At 52.5% G+C, this 18,745-nt stretch carries 15 protein-coding genes; 3 read left to right on the top strand and 12 right to left on the bottom strand.

Annotated elements, in window-relative coordinates:
* Positions 1-49 precede the first annotated feature (49 nt).
* The 3 genes from IMCC3135_RS29120 to IMCC3135_RS29110 are packed head-to-tail and all read right to left on the bottom strand — an operon-like array spanning position 50 to position 866.
* Positions 50-328, bottom strand: coding sequence for a peptidylprolyl isomerase (locus tag IMCC3135_RS29120; RefSeq protein ID WP_088920779.1), 279 nt, complete (start codon positions 326-328; stop codon positions 50-52).
* Entirely contained in the window at positions 325-621 is a 297-nt protein-coding gene (locus tag IMCC3135_RS29115; protein ID WP_088920778.1) for a hypothetical protein, read from the bottom strand. The genes IMCC3135_RS29120 and IMCC3135_RS29115 overlap by 4 nt, the downstream gene beginning before the upstream one ends.
* Positions 618-866, bottom strand: a complete 249-nt coding sequence (locus tag IMCC3135_RS29110) for a hypothetical protein (protein ID WP_157736343.1) — start codon at positions 864-866, stop codon at positions 618-620. Before IMCC3135_RS29110 ends, IMCC3135_RS29115 begins: the two co-directional genes overlap by 4 nt.
* 667 nt (positions 867-1,533) lie before the next feature.
* Between IMCC3135_RS29110 and IMCC3135_RS29105 the strand changes: the two genes are divergently transcribed.
* Positions 1,534-2,505 carry a flagella assembly protein FlgT middle domain-containing protein gene (locus IMCC3135_RS29105; protein WP_088920776.1) on the top strand — a complete coding sequence of 324 codons (972 nt, stop codon included), beginning with the start codon at positions 1,534-1,536 and terminating at the stop codon, positions 2,503-2,505.
* Between the two features lie 56 nt (positions 2,506-2,561).
* Here the strand turns inward: IMCC3135_RS29105 and IMCC3135_RS29100 are convergent, their stop codons facing one another.
* The 5 genes from IMCC3135_RS29100 to IMCC3135_RS34365 form a co-directional block, all read right to left on the bottom strand.
* Positions 2,562-3,281 carry a hypothetical protein gene (locus IMCC3135_RS29100; protein WP_088920775.1) on the bottom strand — a complete coding sequence of 240 codons (720 nt, stop codon included), beginning with the start codon at positions 3,279-3,281 and terminating at the stop codon, positions 2,562-2,564.
* A gap of 98 nt (positions 3,282-3,379) precedes the next feature.
* Positions 3,380-4,213 (bottom strand): fimbrial biogenesis chaperone, encoded by an 834-nt coding sequence (locus IMCC3135_RS29095; protein ID WP_088920774.1) that lies wholly within the window; start codon positions 4,211-4,213, stop codon positions 3,380-3,382.
* A 60-nt stretch (positions 4,214-4,273) separates the two neighbouring features.
* A complete protein-coding gene (locus tag IMCC3135_RS29090) occupies positions 4,274-5,239 on the bottom strand; it encodes a DUF4402 domain-containing protein (protein ID WP_088920773.1) in 966 nt (321 codons plus the stop codon).
* Between the two features lie 768 nt (positions 5,240-6,007).
* Positions 6,008-6,697 carry a hypothetical protein gene (locus IMCC3135_RS29085; RefSeq protein WP_169727542.1) on the bottom strand — a complete coding sequence of 230 codons (690 nt, stop codon included), beginning with the start codon at positions 6,695-6,697 and terminating at the stop codon, positions 6,008-6,010.
* Between the two features lie 290 nt (positions 6,698-6,987).
* On the bottom strand, positions 6,988-7,149 hold the full coding sequence (locus IMCC3135_RS34365) for a hypothetical protein (RefSeq protein ID WP_157736342.1): 162 nt from the start codon (positions 7,147-7,149) through the stop codon (positions 6,988-6,990).
* 275 nt (positions 7,150-7,424) lie between these two features.
* Here IMCC3135_RS34365 and IMCC3135_RS29080 point away from each other — a divergent pair, with 275 nt between their 5' ends.
* Positions 7,425-10,388 carry an SPOR domain-containing protein gene (locus IMCC3135_RS29080; protein ID WP_169727541.1) on the top strand — a complete coding sequence of 988 codons (2,964 nt, stop codon included), beginning with the start codon at positions 7,425-7,427 and terminating at the stop codon, positions 10,386-10,388.
* A 136-nt stretch (positions 10,389-10,524) separates the two neighbouring features.
* Here IMCC3135_RS29080 and IMCC3135_RS29075 read toward each other — a convergent pair whose 3' ends face one another.
* Positions 10,525-11,268 carry a TSCPD domain-containing protein gene (locus IMCC3135_RS29075; RefSeq protein WP_088920770.1) on the bottom strand — a complete coding sequence of 248 codons (744 nt, stop codon included), beginning with the start codon at positions 11,266-11,268 and terminating at the stop codon, positions 10,525-10,527.
* Positions 11,269-11,279: 11 nt separating this feature from the next.
* Positions 11,280-14,579, bottom strand: coding sequence for an LAGLIDADG family homing endonuclease (locus tag IMCC3135_RS29070; protein ID WP_088920769.1), 3,300 nt, complete (start codon positions 14,577-14,579; stop codon positions 11,280-11,282).
* A 697-nt stretch (positions 14,580-15,276) separates the two neighbouring features.
* Between IMCC3135_RS29070 and IMCC3135_RS29065 the strand changes: the two genes are divergently transcribed.
* The gene (locus IMCC3135_RS29065) at positions 15,277-15,570 is read left to right on the top strand and encodes a DUF3391 domain-containing protein (RefSeq protein ID WP_088920768.1); all 294 of its coding nucleotides are present in this window, start codon (positions 15,277-15,279) and stop codon (positions 15,568-15,570) included.
* Between the two features lie 17 nt (positions 15,571-15,587).
* Here the strand turns inward: IMCC3135_RS29065 and mgtE are convergent, their stop codons facing one another.
* Positions 15,588-16,931, bottom strand: a complete 1,344-nt coding sequence (gene mgtE, locus IMCC3135_RS29060; protein ID WP_088920767.1) for a magnesium transporter — start codon at positions 16,929-16,931, stop codon at positions 15,588-15,590.
* Positions 16,932-16,991: 60 nt separating this feature from the next.
* On the bottom strand, positions 16,992-18,743 hold the full coding sequence (ptsP, locus tag IMCC3135_RS29055) for a phosphoenolpyruvate--protein phosphotransferase (protein WP_088920766.1): 1,752 nt from the start codon (positions 18,741-18,743) through the stop codon (positions 16,992-16,994).
* Positions 18,744-18,745: the final 2 nt, after the last annotated feature.

Below are 18,745 nucleotides of genomic sequence, written 5' to 3'. Positions count from 1 at the left end.
CTGGGACGCTAGGCTGTATTGGCGCTGGCGACCACACCTTGATAAAACTCTAGCTACGGGCAGTGACTTCTACTGCGTGATAGCCGAATTGCGTCTTGATAGGGCCTTGAACGTCACCGACTTCGCCTTCAAAGCAGGCAGTTTCGAATTCAGGAACCATCTGGCCTTTGCCGAAGGTACCCAGATTGCCACCGTCGTTCTTTGATGGGCAGCTGGAGTTCTGCTTGGCTACTGCTGCGAAATCCGCTCCGCCTTTGATCTCATCAATGAGAGTCTGGCATTTCTCTTCGCTGTCAACGAGGATATGGCGTGCTGTTGCTTGTGTCATTTAGATGGTTTCCAGATGCCGAAGGCTTCTTGTGATGGAGGGGAAGGCGGAGGCGGAGCCGCCTCTTGTTTCTGGGTGTCGACATCATCAGCTACATGCTTCATGAAAGCAGCCAGCTGATTCAGCACATCTTCTTTCTGTGATGCTGGCATGTCCTGCTGGCCTAGCAGAAAGCCGACTACCGCGCAAAGATACTGTGACGTTACGCCGGGGTCCGTAGCCGCAGAATCGTGTTCTTGCAGCATGGCCTGGATGTCGCCAACCAGTTTGGCGGAAAGTTGTAATTCGCTCATGAAATCAGATCGGCAGGATTGTAAAGTGGCTCGGATTGGCCAGCATCCGCATAGTTCGGATACTCGCCATCGTCGTACAAGTATGCCTTGCTGGCAGATTCCGCGGTTGCAGACACCGGATCACTCGTCATGCGGACCTGCTTGCATAGCGGGCATTGATGCCAGCGAGTGGTGGCATAGCCACTGGATTCACAACGATCTACAACCATCGGTGTGTGGCAACTTCTGCATTTCACTGTTGACATTGATTACTTCCGCAAACGTCGGGGGAAAAAACAGCTTCCATCCGCTAAGACCCACTGAGGAGAATTTCGGAAAAAAACCGGCCTCATTGTACCTCAAGAAACACCCTCACCTGAGGGTAGAATTGAGGTATTGCTCAGAAAGACGTAACCCATAGTAAACGAGGACATATAAATGAAATGGCGGTTTTCAACCGCTCAATTGCTCAATCTGGCTCAGTGGAAAGATGACGAAGAAGCAGGCTGATCAGCAGCCATTGTTGTTTCTGCGCAGATCCTTGAATTTTATGGGAACTGGCACAATCGATGCGTTGTGAGCGAGTACTCATCGACTCCGATGCCAGAAGGTCGTGAAATAGACAATTATGGATTTCACGATCCGCAAGCGGACTGCAGCCTCACGGCCTTGAGGTGGTCCTGCCAGGGTGAATGCAATCAGGCCAGGCGAGAGTAACAGTCGTCTGGTATTCCTCACCAATACGTGCCGGTTGCGATAGAATCGCGTTGCGACCGTGAGTGGTCTATGCTTTCTGTTCTCAAAGCTGAGACAAAATCCCCCTATGTGTTATGTAACAGGTTTGCTATGCACAAATGTTGCCTCGTGTCTTTCGGTGCTCAGCGGTAGGGGGTTCATGCAATCTGGTGTTCTGGAAGACTAAGTAGAGGCTACATGACTGTCACTTTTCACAAACTTTCGATCGTTGCAGCAGTCATGGTACTGCTTGCCGGTTGTTCGTTGAAAGGTGAGCCATCGGTTGCTGAGCAATGGGAGGCCCAGCAGCAGCAAAGTGAAGAGCAAGCCAAAGCGGATAAAACCGACTCGCAAAAGTTGTGTTCACCGGAGCCAGGATCACCTTTCTCTTATCGCAAAGCCATTCTTGTGGCTGGCACCATCGGCGTGCCTGATCTTGCCAGGGATCTTCCCGGTCTTGCTGATTTGACCTCCCGGCGTCTGCAGACGCATCTTGATGCCTTGGGGCGTTTCAATGTATTCGCAACACATGATTCCAGTTTTGAAAGCATCGCCCCGACTACTGCGGTGCGAGTCAGGCAGTTAGGTCGCGATAACGCATCCCAGTTCGTAGTGAAACTCGAACTCGAGGATATGACCATGACCCCTGGTGGCAACTGGTTTGACAAATTGCTTGGCGCAAGCGATGAGCGCAATGTGCTGATCAAGTTGTTTATCTATGACGTTGAATACGGTTCTCTGTTTTATTCGCAGCGATATCAGCGCACGGTCGAAGGCGACGTTGTCGGTTTTCCAGGAAATGGCCGAACCGTGGCAACACCCTGGTTCAGCACTGATCTGGGCGAAGTGGTTGACGAAATACTGAAAGCCATAAGCCTGCAGATCAATCAGAAGCTTGCCTGCGTGCCTTTCTCTGCTGAGGTGACGGCCATAAAAGGCAAGGACATTCATATCAATGCCGGCTTTCTTCACGGCATCCGAACGGGAGAGGCCCTGCGGATCTATCGACGCAGCGATGTCCTAGTGCCTGATGAAATTCAGAAGCAGGGGGACGACGAAGGCTGGATTACAGTGCATACCGTATTCCCGAATCACAGCATCGCTAGCGTCGCTCAAGGCACGCAGAATCGCCGTCGTCTGGAAATCAGTGATGTTGTGCGGGCTTGGTAGGTTTTGGTTTGAAGCCTGCTCATCGCACTGATCAGGCAAAACGCCCGATCATGTTCCTATTGGGAATAGTAATAACAATTCGATGAGAGCGGCTGCGAGACTTCAACATTACTGCAGGCGTAAGCCAGCTGTTTTTGCAGATTGATTCTGGCCTGTATGTTCTCAGGTAAGCCCATGGCGACTGTTTGATCAATGGGTTCTTCTACCTCATCTTCGAACTGATTCTGCGCACCTGTTTCCCCGGGGAATCCCAGAGCGACTGTTTGTTCGATTTGTCGCGATCCTGACTGACTCCCCATCCTGCTTTGCCCAGTTGAGTCCAGAAGTGTTGTTTGTTCAATCTGTTCTGGCTGATTGCCAAACACGGCTTCATTGGCCGCTCCCAGAACCACGGGTTGCTCGGATGGATCTTCCATCCCCGTATCCACAGGGACGGCCATGAGGATCGATTGTTCAGAGGCTTGCGACTGGTTGCCTGTGAGTCCTGTCAGGCCGGTCACCTGAACACCACCACCGTCAGGAATCAAACTGCGGTTGTTATAGGCTTGCCTTCGAGAGGCGTTGTTATCTTTATCGGAGAAGGCCGAGCTTTTGCCAATCATGAAGCCAGCCACACTACCCAACAGCGGCGCGAGCGGATTCGCCACCGCTGCACCGGCAATGATGCTGCCTATCAAGCTGCCAGTGCGGCCGCGATCCGATAGAAATTCTTTGGTTGTTTCAGTGAGAGCTTCTGCGAAAGGGGTGCGTTCTTGTGCGTGTAGGCTGGAAGTCATAAGTAAAGTGTTGGCTATGGTGACGACGCAAATGACTGTATAGCGGCGGTATTCCCTTTTTTTCATGCTGAATCCTTTAGTCGGCTTCGGCGAGTGAGTTACTCGGCTTGAAAAACTTGTTCAGCCCACAGTATGCCTTCATATTCCTTGGCACCTTCGTAGGCGACGCGTACGAAGGCACCTTCGGGAATACTCGCTTCGCTCAAGGGGATGGTGAACGTGCGTTTATCAATCTCCGGATAGATGGAGAGTTCCTTGGACTGACTGATAACCTCAACGGGGCTATTGGCATCGCGCTGCATTTCCACTGATATCTTGCCAAAACTGCTGGCATTACCGGTACGGTTGAACACCATCTCCAGGCCCATGCGCTGTGAGTTCTTGGTCGGTACGGCCTTGATGGATTCCATTGTGATTTGTGGTGCTTCGGTATCATGTCGCACTACAACAGGGATAGAGAATGACATCTGCATGAAGACTTGAATGCCGACTCCTTCCTGAGAGGTCTCTGCTCCCAAGGTAGAAGTGGGTTCAGAAATATCCGGAATGACCTGTAGCAGTAAATGCGAGCGATACTCCCCGGATGGCAAATCAGCAGGGGGGCGCCAGTTGAAACGTACTGTCTGGTTTTCATTGGGCCCCACTGTGATTTGACGTGGAGAAACACGAATCATGTCTTTGGCAGAAGGCCATTCCTCACTTTCTGACACCATGTTGTAGCCACCGTCTTCCGTCGCGCGTTTATCCTCCCAACTCAGACGGTAGGTACGTGAGCCATTGCTGTTATTTCGCAATACCATGGTAGTGCTTTTGTTTTCATGATCCATGAGAACCCGGGTAGGGCTGATCAGCATATCTGCGTGGACTGCAAAGCTTAGACAGAGCGTCAGGCCGAATAGAATGTACTTCACTAGTGACTGTCTGATTTTCATCAAATTACTCTTGAATCGTGTGCAAAATTGGTTAATTCCATCGCAGTACCATCCACCATATCAATAAGACACCGTGATTTCATACGTTCCCTCATACCGTCCGCTAGGGTAGATCTGTGGCGAAGAAGTGATTTCCGTTTTCAATGTACCGCCGATTGTTATCAGCATCTCACCGTTGGCATCGGTTCTTCCTATCCCGTCCGGTGATGTCAGCAGATCACTTAGAATCAAATGCGGGGCACTAGCGGGGTTTTCCGTATGTTCTAGCAATACGTCGGCCACTTGCGGGGTTACAGATAACGTGTAGTTAGCTGCCGCTCCACTCACTCTCAGAACCCCTTCTTCAGGTTTTACAATGGAAACCAGGCGTGAATTTTCCGGTTCGCTGATTTTGTAAGTGCCTGCGGGCGAAAGTGTCATGGAAGCCTGACTTGTAATGCTGGTACGGGCAAACAGGGTGCCAAAATGCAACTGCTGCTCTTGATCAATCGTCAGTGTCGAACTCAGCTCTGTCTCCAGAAAAATGACCTTGCTGCTGGATACGAAGGCATCGGCATCAGGTTGCCAGTAGTCAACGCGTAATGATGTAGTGCCGCTGTAGAGGTAGTCTTCGTAGGTACCACCATTCCCTGTTGTGCCAAGGCGTGCGCCCAATGATAATTCAGCGTTTCCCTCAGAGTCCGTCGTGACCTGTGGGAAGTCGTAGTTGTCCACACTCAACGGCTCGGTGATTCCGATGGTTTCAGCGGTGAGTGTTGTGCTATCTAGGCTGACGTTTAGTCTTGTGGTGGGCGGGAACCCGCTGAACTGGAAGAGTCCTGGCAAGCCCTTCTCAATCAACACGAACTGGCCTTCTATATTGATGTTGTTGCCGGTTCGCGAAAAGGTGAATTGCGATACAGTGTCATTGGCAGAAATCGCAAGCTTGCCGAAACGCAAGTTCTGCAGTTCTTCAATGAGTGGTTGCGCTAGTGCAGAACTTGTCATTGTCGCCCAGAGTAGAATCGCCAAAAAGAGGTGAGTCATGAATCTTGTTCCCTTGTTGGATATTGCCTGCCGACATTGGGTGAGAGAAGCTGATTCTGAATGCACGGGAGTAGACACTCTTTCGATAGGGATGCTCTGGACGTTTGATTCCTGTTTGGAGAGTTGCACTGGGGTGAAACCCGAGTAGACTCGCCAATTTCAGGTGCTGTGGTGGCATTGGCTACGAAAATGCGAGTAAGCCAGAAATCGGAAAGGGAAAGTTGCCCGACCTTTGCTATTGGATCGAGCAAATTGAGTGCCAGAATACACGTGCTGTCCTTGATAGGTAATCAGCGCTGCACGCTGTTCAGTAGACAGCGTAATCGTTCGTATGGTGGAGAGGTGACATCCACGGTTGGCGTGCTTCATGCAGGAGCCGCTGGAGAATTTCTCTCGACAGCATTGGTGTCACTAATGACTTTGCAAGTTTATAACAGCTCTAGAAGCGGGAAGAGAAGCAGCTATAGAGCTTTTACTTTAAGTCTTCGAGTTGTATTGATATGAATTTCTACGAGAGACAATCCACTGCCGAGAAGGCCCAATAGTCAAGACTGGCTAGGAGTTTTGAAAGGTACCATTCTGTGCTGACCGGTAGAAGGCATCCAGAGCATTGACTGCTCGTGTTGATTTAGCAGCAGGCCTGATAAGCTTATATAATGTCTTTCTGAGCATTGACTTGGGATGAGGTTGATAGCTCTGAGCGCAACAGTTGAAGAAAAAGGGGCGCTTTTAACGCCCCCTTTCTTTCTCAGCATGGCCTAGTCCGTTCTAGTAGGATGCAGTAACCTCGAATGTGCCGGAGTAGGTACCTTCTTCGTATGCTAGATCACCATCCGCCGCACCCGTTGCGGACTCGATTCCAGGTTGTGTGACGACGGTCGCACCGATATTGAAAACATAGGTCGTCTCACCGAAGTCCATGTCTACGTCCCATATTCCATCATTTGCGGTTCCGTCTTCCGATGCTGCGCCACCACTAACGTCTCCAACCTTGAAATGTACAAGATAGAGAGCAGGGATAGTATCATCGGCTGAGACCCTGAGTTCGACTGCTTCATAGCCGGCATTCCCTAAGTTGGCGTCACTGAAAGCGGCCTCAAGGGTTCCACTACCGTCGGCAAATGTAGTTGCAAGGAAAAGATTCGTGTCCGGCAGGATCAGTTTAAAGTCGGATGCCGAATCAACAGATCCTTGCGCCGGCACGGGAGTTCCCAAGCTCATCAGCTTTATTGTAGTCGACGAGTTCGTGTAGTCTACGGTCCCATCCCCGGCAATATTCATGACTCCCACGCCGTCACCGATATCTGCGCCGGTGCTTGCAGCAAAGACCGTACCAATGTCCAATGGGGATATGGCAGTAACTGCCAGCGTGTTTTGCAAAGTAGTGCTTGCTGTGAACTCGGCAGCCTGAGCAGTGGAGGCCATCAGGCTGAGCGTACCGGCTACGGCAACTGCCAAATGTTGTTTACGTATATTCATCATCATCATCATAAGGTCCTGAAGTTAAAAGTTATTTCTTTTGTTGCACGTGTACCTTCAGCGGTCTACGTACTAGCTTGTAAGCACCAAAAGGTCTGGTTCAGAGTAGTCCGCCGTTGACCTGAAAAGGTTACCTTGAGATAAGTAACGGTAGAATGGAAAAAAACTGAGTCAGTAATCATCGTCTGTACCAGAAAACCGTAACTGAGGCTCAAAATCTGCTGGTTCAGGACATTTTTCTGCGTACTGCTACCGATTTATCTCGTGGGTCAATAGTGAGTTTTGGACAGATATAGAGCTTGATTGGGTAATCGGTATGAGGGCCTCAATGAGGTGACAGACGTTGGTTTTGCGTAATCAATGTGCAAGGTGGCAACGATCTTGTAGATCCAGTCCTGACCAATGGGAACCGCTAGCTCATGATCAGTCACGTGGTTTTCCACCCGACATTGTCGCGTGGTAAGTGAACAGAGACACCGACTGCTCAAGGCCCACCCAAAAGGCTGTGTGCAAGCGGGCCTTCAAAGGCTGTGTGCATGAGCGCCTGAATACAGAGACTCGTCGTCGGTGTTTTATTCTGTTTTCTAGAGCCGTGATACGGCTTCAGGACACCCCTTGGTAGTTGATCGGGCCTTATCTTTGCTCATCTATCACGAACGCTTTGGCTAACGCCGGGGTGATGAGCAGATATATCCTGGGAAAAGTTATGTTGACCGATGGTGCATATATTCGTGGTTGGAGACTCGTTCTCGCTTTTCTCTGCATCACCTTCGGAACACAAGCTTTTACAGCACCTGCTCAGCTGCAGCTGGAAAATGAATTACTGCTTGAATTGCGCCTTGACGGTGAGCGTCTTGACTTGGATGTGTTGGGCTACCAGCGTGGTGAAGAGTTTCTAGTCTCACTCAACGAGCTGGCCAATGGTCTGGGTTTCCTTATTGCGGTAGACGCGGAACAAGGCTTGGCCGAAGGTTGGTATATTTCTGAGGATCGCTTTTTCTCGCTGGACCTGCAGAACGCCGTGGTAGTCAGTGATGGCCAACAGTGGCCGATCTCCGAAGGTGAAGCGGTGATGTTTGAAGGAGAGCTGTATGTAGAGACAAAGGCTTTGGAGAAGTGGTTTCCGTTGCGTCTGTCAGCGGTCATACGCGAGTTGTATCTGAATATAGAGGCTGACGAATTACTACCGATACAAAAGCGCACTCAACGTCGAAAACATCCGATCGGTGGCACTTCCAGTAATCGGGAAGCGCAATTCCCATTGCAGGAAACGCCTTATCGATTACTTGGACCCCATACTACAAAGCTTCGTCTGGGTTTTTCATCTGTTCGCCAAACTCCTGACAGCCGTGCAGACTATGGCTCCAACTATGCCTTGTTGTCGAGGGGAGATCTTGGATGGATGACATCCACGATCTCGCTCTCTGGGCAGTCTGAGGAGTCATTGACCGGAGCACGTCTGAAACTGGAGCGAACAGCCTTTGACGGTCCTTTGGGACTGAACCATGTTGAAGTAGGCGATGTCAGTGCAGGGGGGGGGCGTGGTTTGCTGCTACGCGGTGGAGGTGGCCGCAATGAGCAGAGTGGGCGCTTTGACCTTGAGGTCATCACTCTCGAAGGCAGCCAATTGCCAGACTGGGATGTCGAGCTCTATCAGAACGGTCAGCTGATCACGATACAGACGACCGGGCAAGATGGACGTTATGTGTTTGAGGATTTACCCCTGCAGTTTGGTGAAAACCGTTTTGAGCTCAAGTTCTTTGGACCGTTCGGTGAAACTGAATCCCGTGAAGAAGTCTACTTCCTGGGCTTGGGCATGCTTGCTCCCGGCGGTATCAGCTATGAGATGTCAGCGGTAGAGAGTGGACGAACAGTGTTTGGTTTGAATGATGGCGAGGGAGAATCGGGCAATGGATTGTTTTCAGGAGGTTTCAATTTTGGTCTGTCGCGCAACCTGACTGTCGGCGCGGGTGTTACCAGCCGAGAGGTCGCTGGTGAGCGGCTGGAATCCAGCAATGCACGTTTAGGTATCAGCACCTCGCGATTCTACGGTAATGTCAATTATGTCAACACGCCCGGTGCTCAGAGCTCGGTGAGTACCTCCCTGAGTACCCGACTGGGCATCACCAGTCTCAATCTGGGTTACACGCAGTACTTTGACGAACCTGAGCTGGCCAGCTCCCCGCAAAAATGGCAGACCAGTATTGGTATCACATCGTCTGTTTTTGACTTTCCCGTAAAATTCAAGGCCGAGACCCGGGAACAGGAGAACAGTACGGCCTACAACGCAGTCATTGGTACAACAACCACTTTGGCAGGTATGGGACAGTTCTCCTCCTCGCTTTGGTATTCATCTGCAGATGAGCGTCTGAATGGCATCACGACACGAACATCGCTGACAGGGGGTCAGTCTAATTTCCGCACCGTTATCAAGCCGTGGTCATTCCGCTTGTCAACCAGTTACGATTTCGAGCCGGAGACCGAATTGATCGATCTGAGTGCCACTGGTAGTTTGAGCATCGACAGGAATCTGAGTCTGGACCTGGATATCAGACATGATCCGCGGATAGATACTACCTACTATGCGGCGGGAATCAATTGGGTGCTCGATCATGTAGTCATCAATGCCCGTGTTGGCTATGACAGTGATGAGCGTTGGGTAGGTCTGATCAATCTATCGACCACCCTGGCGCCACAGCCTGGGACGCTGATGCCAAGGTTCGATAGCCTTGCATCTGTCGGCGCAGGGGCCGTCGAGGTACGGGTGTTTGAGGATGAGAATGGAGCCGTGGGTCAGCCGTATGCCGGAGTTGATATAAAGGGAGTACAGGCTTGGCGACGCGCAACGACTGATGAACGCGGGTTGGCTTATCTATCTCGTATGCCAGCCCATCGACAGGTAGATATTCAGCTTGAGGAGGCAACACTTGCCGATACTGAATTGAGGTCGAGGAATCCCGGGGTTTCAGTCATTCCGCGGCCGGGTAGTTACGCGGTAGTCGATTTTCCGATAATTCGTACTGTTGAGCTCGAGGGCCATGTTGTCACTGCTGATGGTGATGAAGAAATGCCCGTCAGTCGTGCATTGGTTTCGCTGAAAACACTCGACGGTGCGGTCGTTGCTCAACGACGCTCCGCTTTCGATGGCTTTTTTCTTTTTGACGGAATTGAGCCCGGTGATTATCAGTTATCTCTTGAGGATGCGCTCGATGGTCGCGTACTGGATCGACCTGACAATTTAACGGTGCTCAGCAGTAATGGTGTAATCAGAGGACTGGATTTCACCCTGCGCGCAATCGAGGAAAAAGCAGTAACGCTGGGTACCTTCGCGCAAAAAGAGGAATCACAGCCCCAGCCCATCATCGCCCCCGTTGTCCCGGTTCTTGCCAGTGCAGAGCCCGAAGTAGAAGCTGTGCCGGAGTCGCCGGTAGAGGAGGGGAGCTGGTTTGTACAACTCGGTGCGTACGGAACTCGTGACTTGGCCCAGGCTTTCTGGAATCGAGTAAGCCAGGGCGCACAGGCGTTTGAGGGGAAAACACCGCGCTTTGAGCAATATCAGAATATGACTCGTCTGCTCGTGGGTCCCGGTCAAGGCAGAGATGCTGCCAATCAGCTTTGTCAGCAGTTGCAAGCGGACAGTCTGGAGTGCCTTGTTCGGAGTATGGATTAGTGCCGGGTGTTGGCACTGATATTAATCCATGATTTAAACGACTAATGAATAACCATCGATTGCCATTGCGATCCTTCGCAATGGCAAGGACATTCAAATCAACGATAAAACCTGGTTCAACCCGGCAAACGTGGCATCAACCACACTTCGAATCGCCACAATTCATACACGTCTGGCAACCATCGCGCAGTACAACCGCTTTGGTATTGCATTTGTTGCAAAGCGTGGCAGTAGCCATCCACGGCTCATCAGCAGCTTCGGTGCTCTGCGATGAATCTGCTTGCGCAGCACTGTGCTCGGCTCGCAGCTCGGCTTTCTTGTCAGCGATCAGTTTTGCCTGAACTTCATCGGGCTCGTTGCTTTTCAGCATGCCGATATCAATCAGGTGGTGCTCAATCACATCACCAATCTCTGCAATGATCGAAGGCATGTACTTGCCCTTGTTCCAATAGCCACCGCGCGGATCGAACACCGATCGCAGTTCTTCAACCAGGAAGGTGACATCGCCACCTTTGCGGAATACGGCTGACATGATCAACGTGAGTGCCACAATCCACTGGTAATGCTCCAGGTTCTTCGAGTTGATGAAGACCTCGAACGGGCGTCGCAATTCGTGCTCGGTGCCCTCGTTCAGCACGATGTCGTTGATCGTGATGTACATGGCATGTGATGAAACATGGTCGGGTGTTTTCAACTTGTAGGTTGAACCGATCAGCTTCTGCGGGCGGGCAAGAGTCTCGTGCATATGGATGACATCGGCCGACTGGCCTTCTGTCTTTGACGCGTCATCAGATTTACTATCTGTCAACGCGGTGCCGTCGCTGTTGGCGTCTGTCGGTTTTGTTACCGAGTAGCCAACGATTTTCTTTGCAATTTTCATGATGGGCTTCCTCAAAACTTTCCGTAGTAACCTTCTTTCAAGGCATCGTACAGGTTGGCGGCGGTGTGCATCTCTCCGTCATATTCGATCTGCTCATTACCTTTGACGCTGACGACAGAGCCATCCTCGAGTGTGAAGTTGTATTCGGTATTCTCAAGATCTGCCTCTTTGACCAGCACGCCTTGAAAGTTCTCCGGGTTGAAGCGGAATGTCGTGCAGCCTTTCAGGCCCTGATCATAGGCGAACATATAGATGTCCTTGAAATCGGCAAACGGAAAGTTTGTCGGGACATTGGCAGTCTTGGAAATCGATGAGTCGATCCAACGCTGGGAGGCTGCCTGGACAGAGACATGATCCTTGGGTGTGATGTCATCGGCCGACATGAAGTAGTCAGGCAGCTGGCAGGCAGGGTCATCGCTGTAGGGCAGGGCCTTGTCATTTATCAGTGCTTGATAGGCCAGCAGTTCGAAGGAGAATACATCGACTTTTTCCTTGGTCTTGCGACCTTCACGAATCACGTTGCGCGCGTAGTGATGGGCAAAGCTGGGCTCGATGCCATTACTGGCGTTGTTGGCCAGAGACAATGAGATGGTGCCTGTCGGGGCGATTGAGCTGTGGTGAGTAAAGCGTGCACCATGCTCGGCCAGCTCTTTTACCAGCTTGGGATCGACTTCGGCAATGCGTTGCATATAGCGGCTGTAGCGAGCATGCAATACACGTCCCTGCACCTCATCGCCAATTGAATAGCCGTCTTTTTTCATTTCCGGTCGCTTGCGTAACATCTCACCAGTTACGGTGAAAGTCTCATCCATGATCGGAGCGGGACCTTTCTCTTTCGATAGCGCCAGTGCTGCACGCCAGCCTGTAACGGCCAACTCACGTGTAACTTCATCGGTGAACGCCAGTGATTCCTTGCTGCCGTATTTCATGCCCATCAGCGTCATGCACGAACCCAGGCCCAGATAGCCCATGCCATGGCGACGCTTGCGTACGATTTCACGGCGTTGCTGTTCCAATGGCAGGCCATTGATTTCAACAACGTTGTCGAGCATGCGGGTAAAGATCTCGACGGTGCGGGTAAAACGCTCCCAGTCGAAACGAGCCTTGTCAGTAAAGGGGTCCAGCACAAAGCGGGTCAGATTGATGGAACCAAGCAGGCAGGCGCCATAAGGGGGCAGGGGCTGCTCGCCACAATTATGCGCATGCAGACCGTTGGCATCGAAGGTGTTGATGCCCGGAACTTGAACATCATAGACGTCCTCTTGGCCAGCCGCAGTGACTGATGCCACACGAGCAACGAACCGCTCGCGGTTGAGTGAACGACTGTAGTTGCTGAGCAGTGACTCCAGCGAGGACTGTTTATCCGTGTCTGCGAAACCGATGGTCGAGCTGAATCGAGCCAGGTTTTCACCGGATATCACCAGTTCGTGTTGCGCTTTGGTTGTGTAGTGCTGGCTGCCACCGCGTCCGTCAGGTAGTAACGCGCTGCCGGCAGTGCGTCGATTCTGATAGATGGATGAAGCAATGCCCAGCCTGAGTAGCATGCGTTGGACCGCTTCAAGGCGTGGCAAATCTGATTGGGCCAGTCGCACACTGACGCCTTTCGCCTGAGTGCCCTGTACCGAACCATCGGCGTCGAAAAAGCCGCGCAGGAATCCGACATAGGCAGCGGAAGAGGATTTCTCCATTGACGAACTGACAGCCTTGTCGCCCACCTGCATGCCCGTCGCATGAGCCAGAGTTTTCAATGCGCTCGTAGCCAGTCGATATTCACCACGGCCAGCGATCTTCTGCCAACCGGCAAAATCGGCTCGATGCGGCAGAGTGCGAGCCGCGGCTTCAGCCTGTTCCATGACTGCACATACACCAGCGGTAAGTCCTGCCGCCGGGCCGTTCACCTGAGCCTGTTGTTCCCACACCGAGAGCACCGCCTTGTCGCTCTTGAGTGTGCCATCACCAATCAGTAGTCCCAGAAGATAACCTTCCGACTCACTCAAGGCGCCATCCCACTGTGCATTAGAGCGGTGGTCATTGAGTAATACACGGTCACCGGGAATCAGATCCCCAGCTGCACACCACTCGGTTTTTGTTGTGTCGCGTGTGAACGAGCTGACCCGTCTGAGGCGATGATCGGCTGTCAGATTCAGGCTATGTCCTTCAGAGGTTGCCAACGTCACAATGTCTTTGTGAGCCGTCTTGAAAAAGCCTTCCTCGCCGCTCGCATGCGCCTGACCATCGACTATTGCCGTGAATGGCTGGCCGATCAGTTCGCTGACCTGGCGTGCGCCATTGCTGGTCTGAACCCAGGTTGAAGCGGTAACACATGGATTTGTAGCACGGATGGATTCGTCAAACCAGTTGTTGTTCATCTCGTTGACCTTGTCGATCAGGATGAAGCCGGGCTCTGCGAAATCGTAGGTAGACGCCATGATCAGATCCCACAGGCGTCGGGCTGGCATCTGCTTGTAGATGCGGCAGGCCACAAGACCTTCCTCATTAGCCACTACATTCACATGGGATGGCCAGTCGCGCCAGACGATCTGATCCGGGTCGTCGAGCTGGATATCACCATCATCAAGCTCTTTCTGGCGAATCGGGAAAGCCAGTTGCCACTGCTCGTCAGCCTTCACCGCCTGGATGAAATCTTCTGTAATCAACAGGGACAGGTTGAACTGACGCAGACGGCCGTCTTCACGCTTGGCTTTGATGAATTCGAGCACGTCCGGGTGACGAACATCGAAGGTGCCCATCTGTGCGCCACGTCGACCACCCGCGGAGGAGACCGTGAAACACATCTTGTCGAATATATCCATGAACGACAGCGGGCCGGATGTATACGCGCCGGCACCTGAGACATAGGCACCACGTGGGCGCAGAGTCGAGAAATCGTAGCCGATGCCACAGCCAGCCTTGAGTGTCAGGCCTGCCTCGTGCACCTTGCCCAGAATGTCGTCCATTGAGTCGACAATCGTGCCACTGACGGTGCAGTTGATGGTGGAGGTGGCTGGCTTATGAGCCAGAGCACCTGCATTGGAGGTGATGCGACCAGCAGGAATGGCGCCCTGTTCCAAGGCCCAGATGAACTCCTCGTACCAGAGTTCGCGATCTTCTTCGTTGGTTTCTACATCGGCCAGAGCGCGAGCAACACGCACGAAGGTGTCATTGATGGTCTGATCGACATTCTCGCCTTCCTTGGTCTTGAGACGGTATTTCTTGTCCCAGATGTCCAGTGAGGTTTCCTGCAGAGGCAATCTGGCCAAAGCTGTCTTGGCAGGGGTGTCTTTGATCGACAGAACGTCAACATTGCTCATGTTCGTAGGGAGTCTCCTAGTGTCTGCAGACCCCCTATCGGTAGGCCATGCAAGTAAATTCAGTTGGCACTCAAATTCCTTGTGAACACAACATAGTGTGTGCTGATGCGCTTCCATGCGCAACATATAGTGTAGAAAATGCATCGTGAATTGCTACCGCAATATGAATCGCAGACAACCCAGAGCGGTCGCGAAGTGTATCGCTGGTATCGTGCCCGGTCAACGTCAAAAACCACTATATATTGGGCTGGATAAGTGTTTTGATACTATATCTTGTGGTTTGCGAGCGAGTTCTGGGGAAAACTCGGTGTACAAGCTGTGGACAACTTTTCAAACGTCAGTCACTTTTGTGAAATAAGTAAATATAGTGCATATATTTATTGTTTGACCGTTGTTTCGTCAAGTAATTGGCAGCTAACACTTGTCGGTCAATTGATCGCCTGGAGAGGTTAGGTCACGGTAGTCATCAGTCTGTATTGTCATCTTCCCGAGTCAATCAAATAACGCATCTCCTCAGTGGAACGATGGATGCGTCACATCTTGTTCAAGAGTGAATGATGGAACGAGAGATGCTGCACGGAATGCTGTCAATGCAGTGGCGTAGCAAGTCTGATCGGATTATCTTTCCAATCAGCGCCGGTGAGCACCGGTTTCCCCACCACGAGATCAGGCCTTAGCCTGACACGGGAGCAGCAAGATGAAACTGAATCGACAAAGTGTTTTACGCCATGCAGACACGGTATCTACTCGCGTTGTAACCGAATCTCGCTGGATTCATCACAACCAGCTAGAGCTGGGTATGTATGTCAATCAACTGGATCGTCCCTGGGAAGAAACCAGCTTCATGTTTCAGGGTTTCAAGATCGATTCCTACGATCTGTTGCGTCAGGTGCAAGACTCCAGTGAGTACGTCAATGTACAGACACAAAAGCTTGCGAAAATAGCCAGTGGTAGTGGTCTGAGTGGGTTGAAGGTTGTACGCAACCATTAATAAAACTGCGTGGCTGGCTAGAGAATCAAGGTAGCCAGCCCCAGGAATGCCACCAGTCCGACAACGTCCGTTATCGTTGTCAGGGCAACACCGCCAGCCAGTGCCGGATCAATTCCGAGCCGCTTCATGATCATGGGTAGCATGGCTCCGGCGTAGGCCGCTGTGACCAGATTCACGATCAGGGCTGCACCGATAATCATGCCAATCTGCTTGTCGCCAAACCAGAGCCACACCAGTGCTGCCATGATCACGGCCCACAGCACGCCGTTGAGCAGGCCGATGGCGACCTCACGTGTCAGTAGATCACGCAGGTTGTTCTTGTTTATCTGGTTGAGTGCCTGGCCACGTATGACCAGTGTCAGCGTCTGACTGCCAGCGATGCCTCCCATGCTGGGAACCACGCTCATCAGCACGGCGAGTGTGACAACTCGCTCCAGTGTGCCTTCGAACTGGGCAATGACCCACGAGGCCAGCAGGGCCGTCAGAAGGTTTACACCAAGCCACAGGGCGCGTTTGCGACTGCTTTTGAAGATAGGCGCGAATATATCGTCCTCCTTGTTCAGACCGGCCATGCTCATGACCGACTGTTCCGCCTCTTCCCGGATGACGTCGACCACATCATCGATGGTGATACGACCAATCAGGCGATTGTTGTCATCGACAACGGGTGCAGACACCAGGTCAAAATCTTCGAACGTTCGTGCAACTTCTCGCTGGGTGGTGTGGGCAAGTAGGGGTTCGATTCTGCGCAGGGAAATATCGCTGACCAGTGTATCGGTGCTGTGAGTCAATAACAGGCGCAGTGACAATTCACCCAGATAGCGGCCGTAGCGGTCGACGACCCAGAGCCGGTCAGTCTGTTTGGGCATCTCGCCACGACGGCGCAGGTATCTGAGTACGACGTCCAGCGTCACATCGCCACGCACAGTGATGACATCCATGTTCATCAGGCCGCCGGCACTGTCCTCCGGAAACGCCAGTACTTGTTCGAGGCGTTCGCGATCCTGTCGGCCCATACCGGCGAGCACTTCGGCGGTGAGTTGCTCGGGCAGGGACTGGACGAAATCGGCCAGATCATCCAGGTCCAGCTGCTCGGTGGCTGCGACCAGTTCCTCCAGGTCCATGTCGCGAACCAGGCTCTCTCGAACCTCATCGCCCACTTCCATGAGGATTTCGCCATCGATTTCCGGATCGCTGATATTCCAGAGTACACGGCGTTGTACGGGGGGCAATGATTCCAGCGCATCAGCTATCTCTGCTGGATGCATGGCCAGCATGATCTTGCGGGCGGCTGACACTGAGCCCTCGCTGATGCTCTCTGCCAGTGTTCTGGATTGTTTCTGTTCGACTTCAGGTTCCATCAGGCGTCAGTCTTGCCCATAAAGGGCATTAGGTAAGCGAAAGCGAGAGAGGGTCGCCGATCAGTTTTCGGGTGCCGAGGCGTTGATTTTGTCCAGCAGGACCTGACGTTCTTCACAGGTATGTGCCGCAAGCATAGTTGAGACCTGTTTCTTCAGTGTGGCACGACGGCAGGTGATGAGGTTACGCTTGGTTTCCAGAATCAGATTGGGCGGCATGCTGAATTCGGTCAGGCCCAGGCCCAGCAGTAAACGCACGAATCTGGCATCTCCAGCCATCTCGCCACACATGGCCACGGGAATGCCGCTTTTCAGCCCCGCATCAATGGTCATTTTTATCAGCGTCAGTACGGCCGGATGCAGAGGGTCATAGAGATAATCGACCTGATCATCGATACGATCGATGGCGAGCGTGTACTGAATCAGATCGTTGGTGCCAATGGACAGAAAGTCCAGGTGCTTGGCAAATCGTTCGGCCTCTATAGCCGCTGCCGGGACTTCTATCATGCCGCCAATAGGCATCTTTTCGTCAAATTCGATGTTTTCTTCACGCAGCGACTGTTTGACCTGCTCGACCAGCTTCAGGCATTGCTTGATTTCAGCCACCGTCGTCAACATCGGTAGCAGCATCTTGATGGGACCGCGTGCCGATGCTCGGAGAATGGCGCGCAATTGCGGAATGAACAGCGAGGTGTCGCTGAGGCAAAGACGGATTCCTCGCAGACCCATGGCGGGGTTGTGCGCCTGTGGCCGGGTGCGACTGGCCAGTTGACCGGTCGCCTGTTTGTCAGCACCCAGATCAGCCGTGCGGATGGTCAGCGGGGCACCTTTCAGCGCTCGAACAACCTTGGTGTAAACCTTGAAATGATCCTGCTCACTCGGTACGGTTTCCCGATTCATGTACAGAAACTCGGTTCTGTACAGACCGACGCCGTCAGCATTGACGCGTTTCAGAGCCTTCAGATCTTCTTCTATTTCGATATTGGCGGAGAGCCTGATCTTGACGCCATCCGTAGTAATCGCCTCGGTATCGAGCAATTTTGCCAGCTCGCGCAACCGCAGACGATTGTCTTTCTGCTGACGGCGAAAGTCTGTCAACATCTCCTCGGTAGGCTCGGCCAGTACCATGCCCAGGCGCCCATCCAGAGTTATTACCTCGCCGGTCTTGATATAGCGGCGGATGTTGGGTACGCCAACAATCGCCGGAATGCCAAGACTACGGGCAAGAATGGCGGTATGAGACAGTTGCCCTCCGGTTTCAGTGACAAAGCCGGCAACGCCATGATGCTGCATCGTCACAGTGTCGGCAGGCGTCAGGTCATCAGCGACGATGATCTGGCCTTTCCACTGCTCGGAGCCCAGAACGTGTTCGGTGCCGCCATCCAGGGCACGCAGAACAGAGTCGATGACATGGTTGACATCATCGATACGAGTCGCCAGGTAGCTGTCATCCATTGAGCCAAACACTTTGATGAGCTCTTCGCGTTGTTGCTGCAATGCCGCTTCGGCGTTGATCATTTCCGTCTTGATGATCTCGACGGGGCGCTGCGACAACACCGCGTCGTCCAGCATGAGTATATGTGTCTCCAGAAACGAGCTGACGTCGCTGGGAGCATCCTTGGGAATATTGTCGCGAGCTGTCAGCAACTGTGCGCGTGCCATCTTGACGGCGCGTTTGAATCGTCGCACTTCCGCCGGAATGGTATCTTTCTGCAGGGTGCGGGACGCTACATCAATCTGATTTCGACGCAGCAGATAAGCTTGTCCGATGGCAGTGCCACGGGAGACGCCAATGCCGTTGAACATCAGACTCATGG

The sequence above is a fragment of the Granulosicoccus antarcticus IMCC3135 genome, from assembly GCF_002215215.1.
GTDB lineage: Bacteria > Pseudomonadota > Gammaproteobacteria > Granulosicoccales > Granulosicoccaceae > Granulosicoccus > Granulosicoccus antarcticus.
This window is presented reverse-complemented; position numbering and strand designations above follow the sequence as displayed.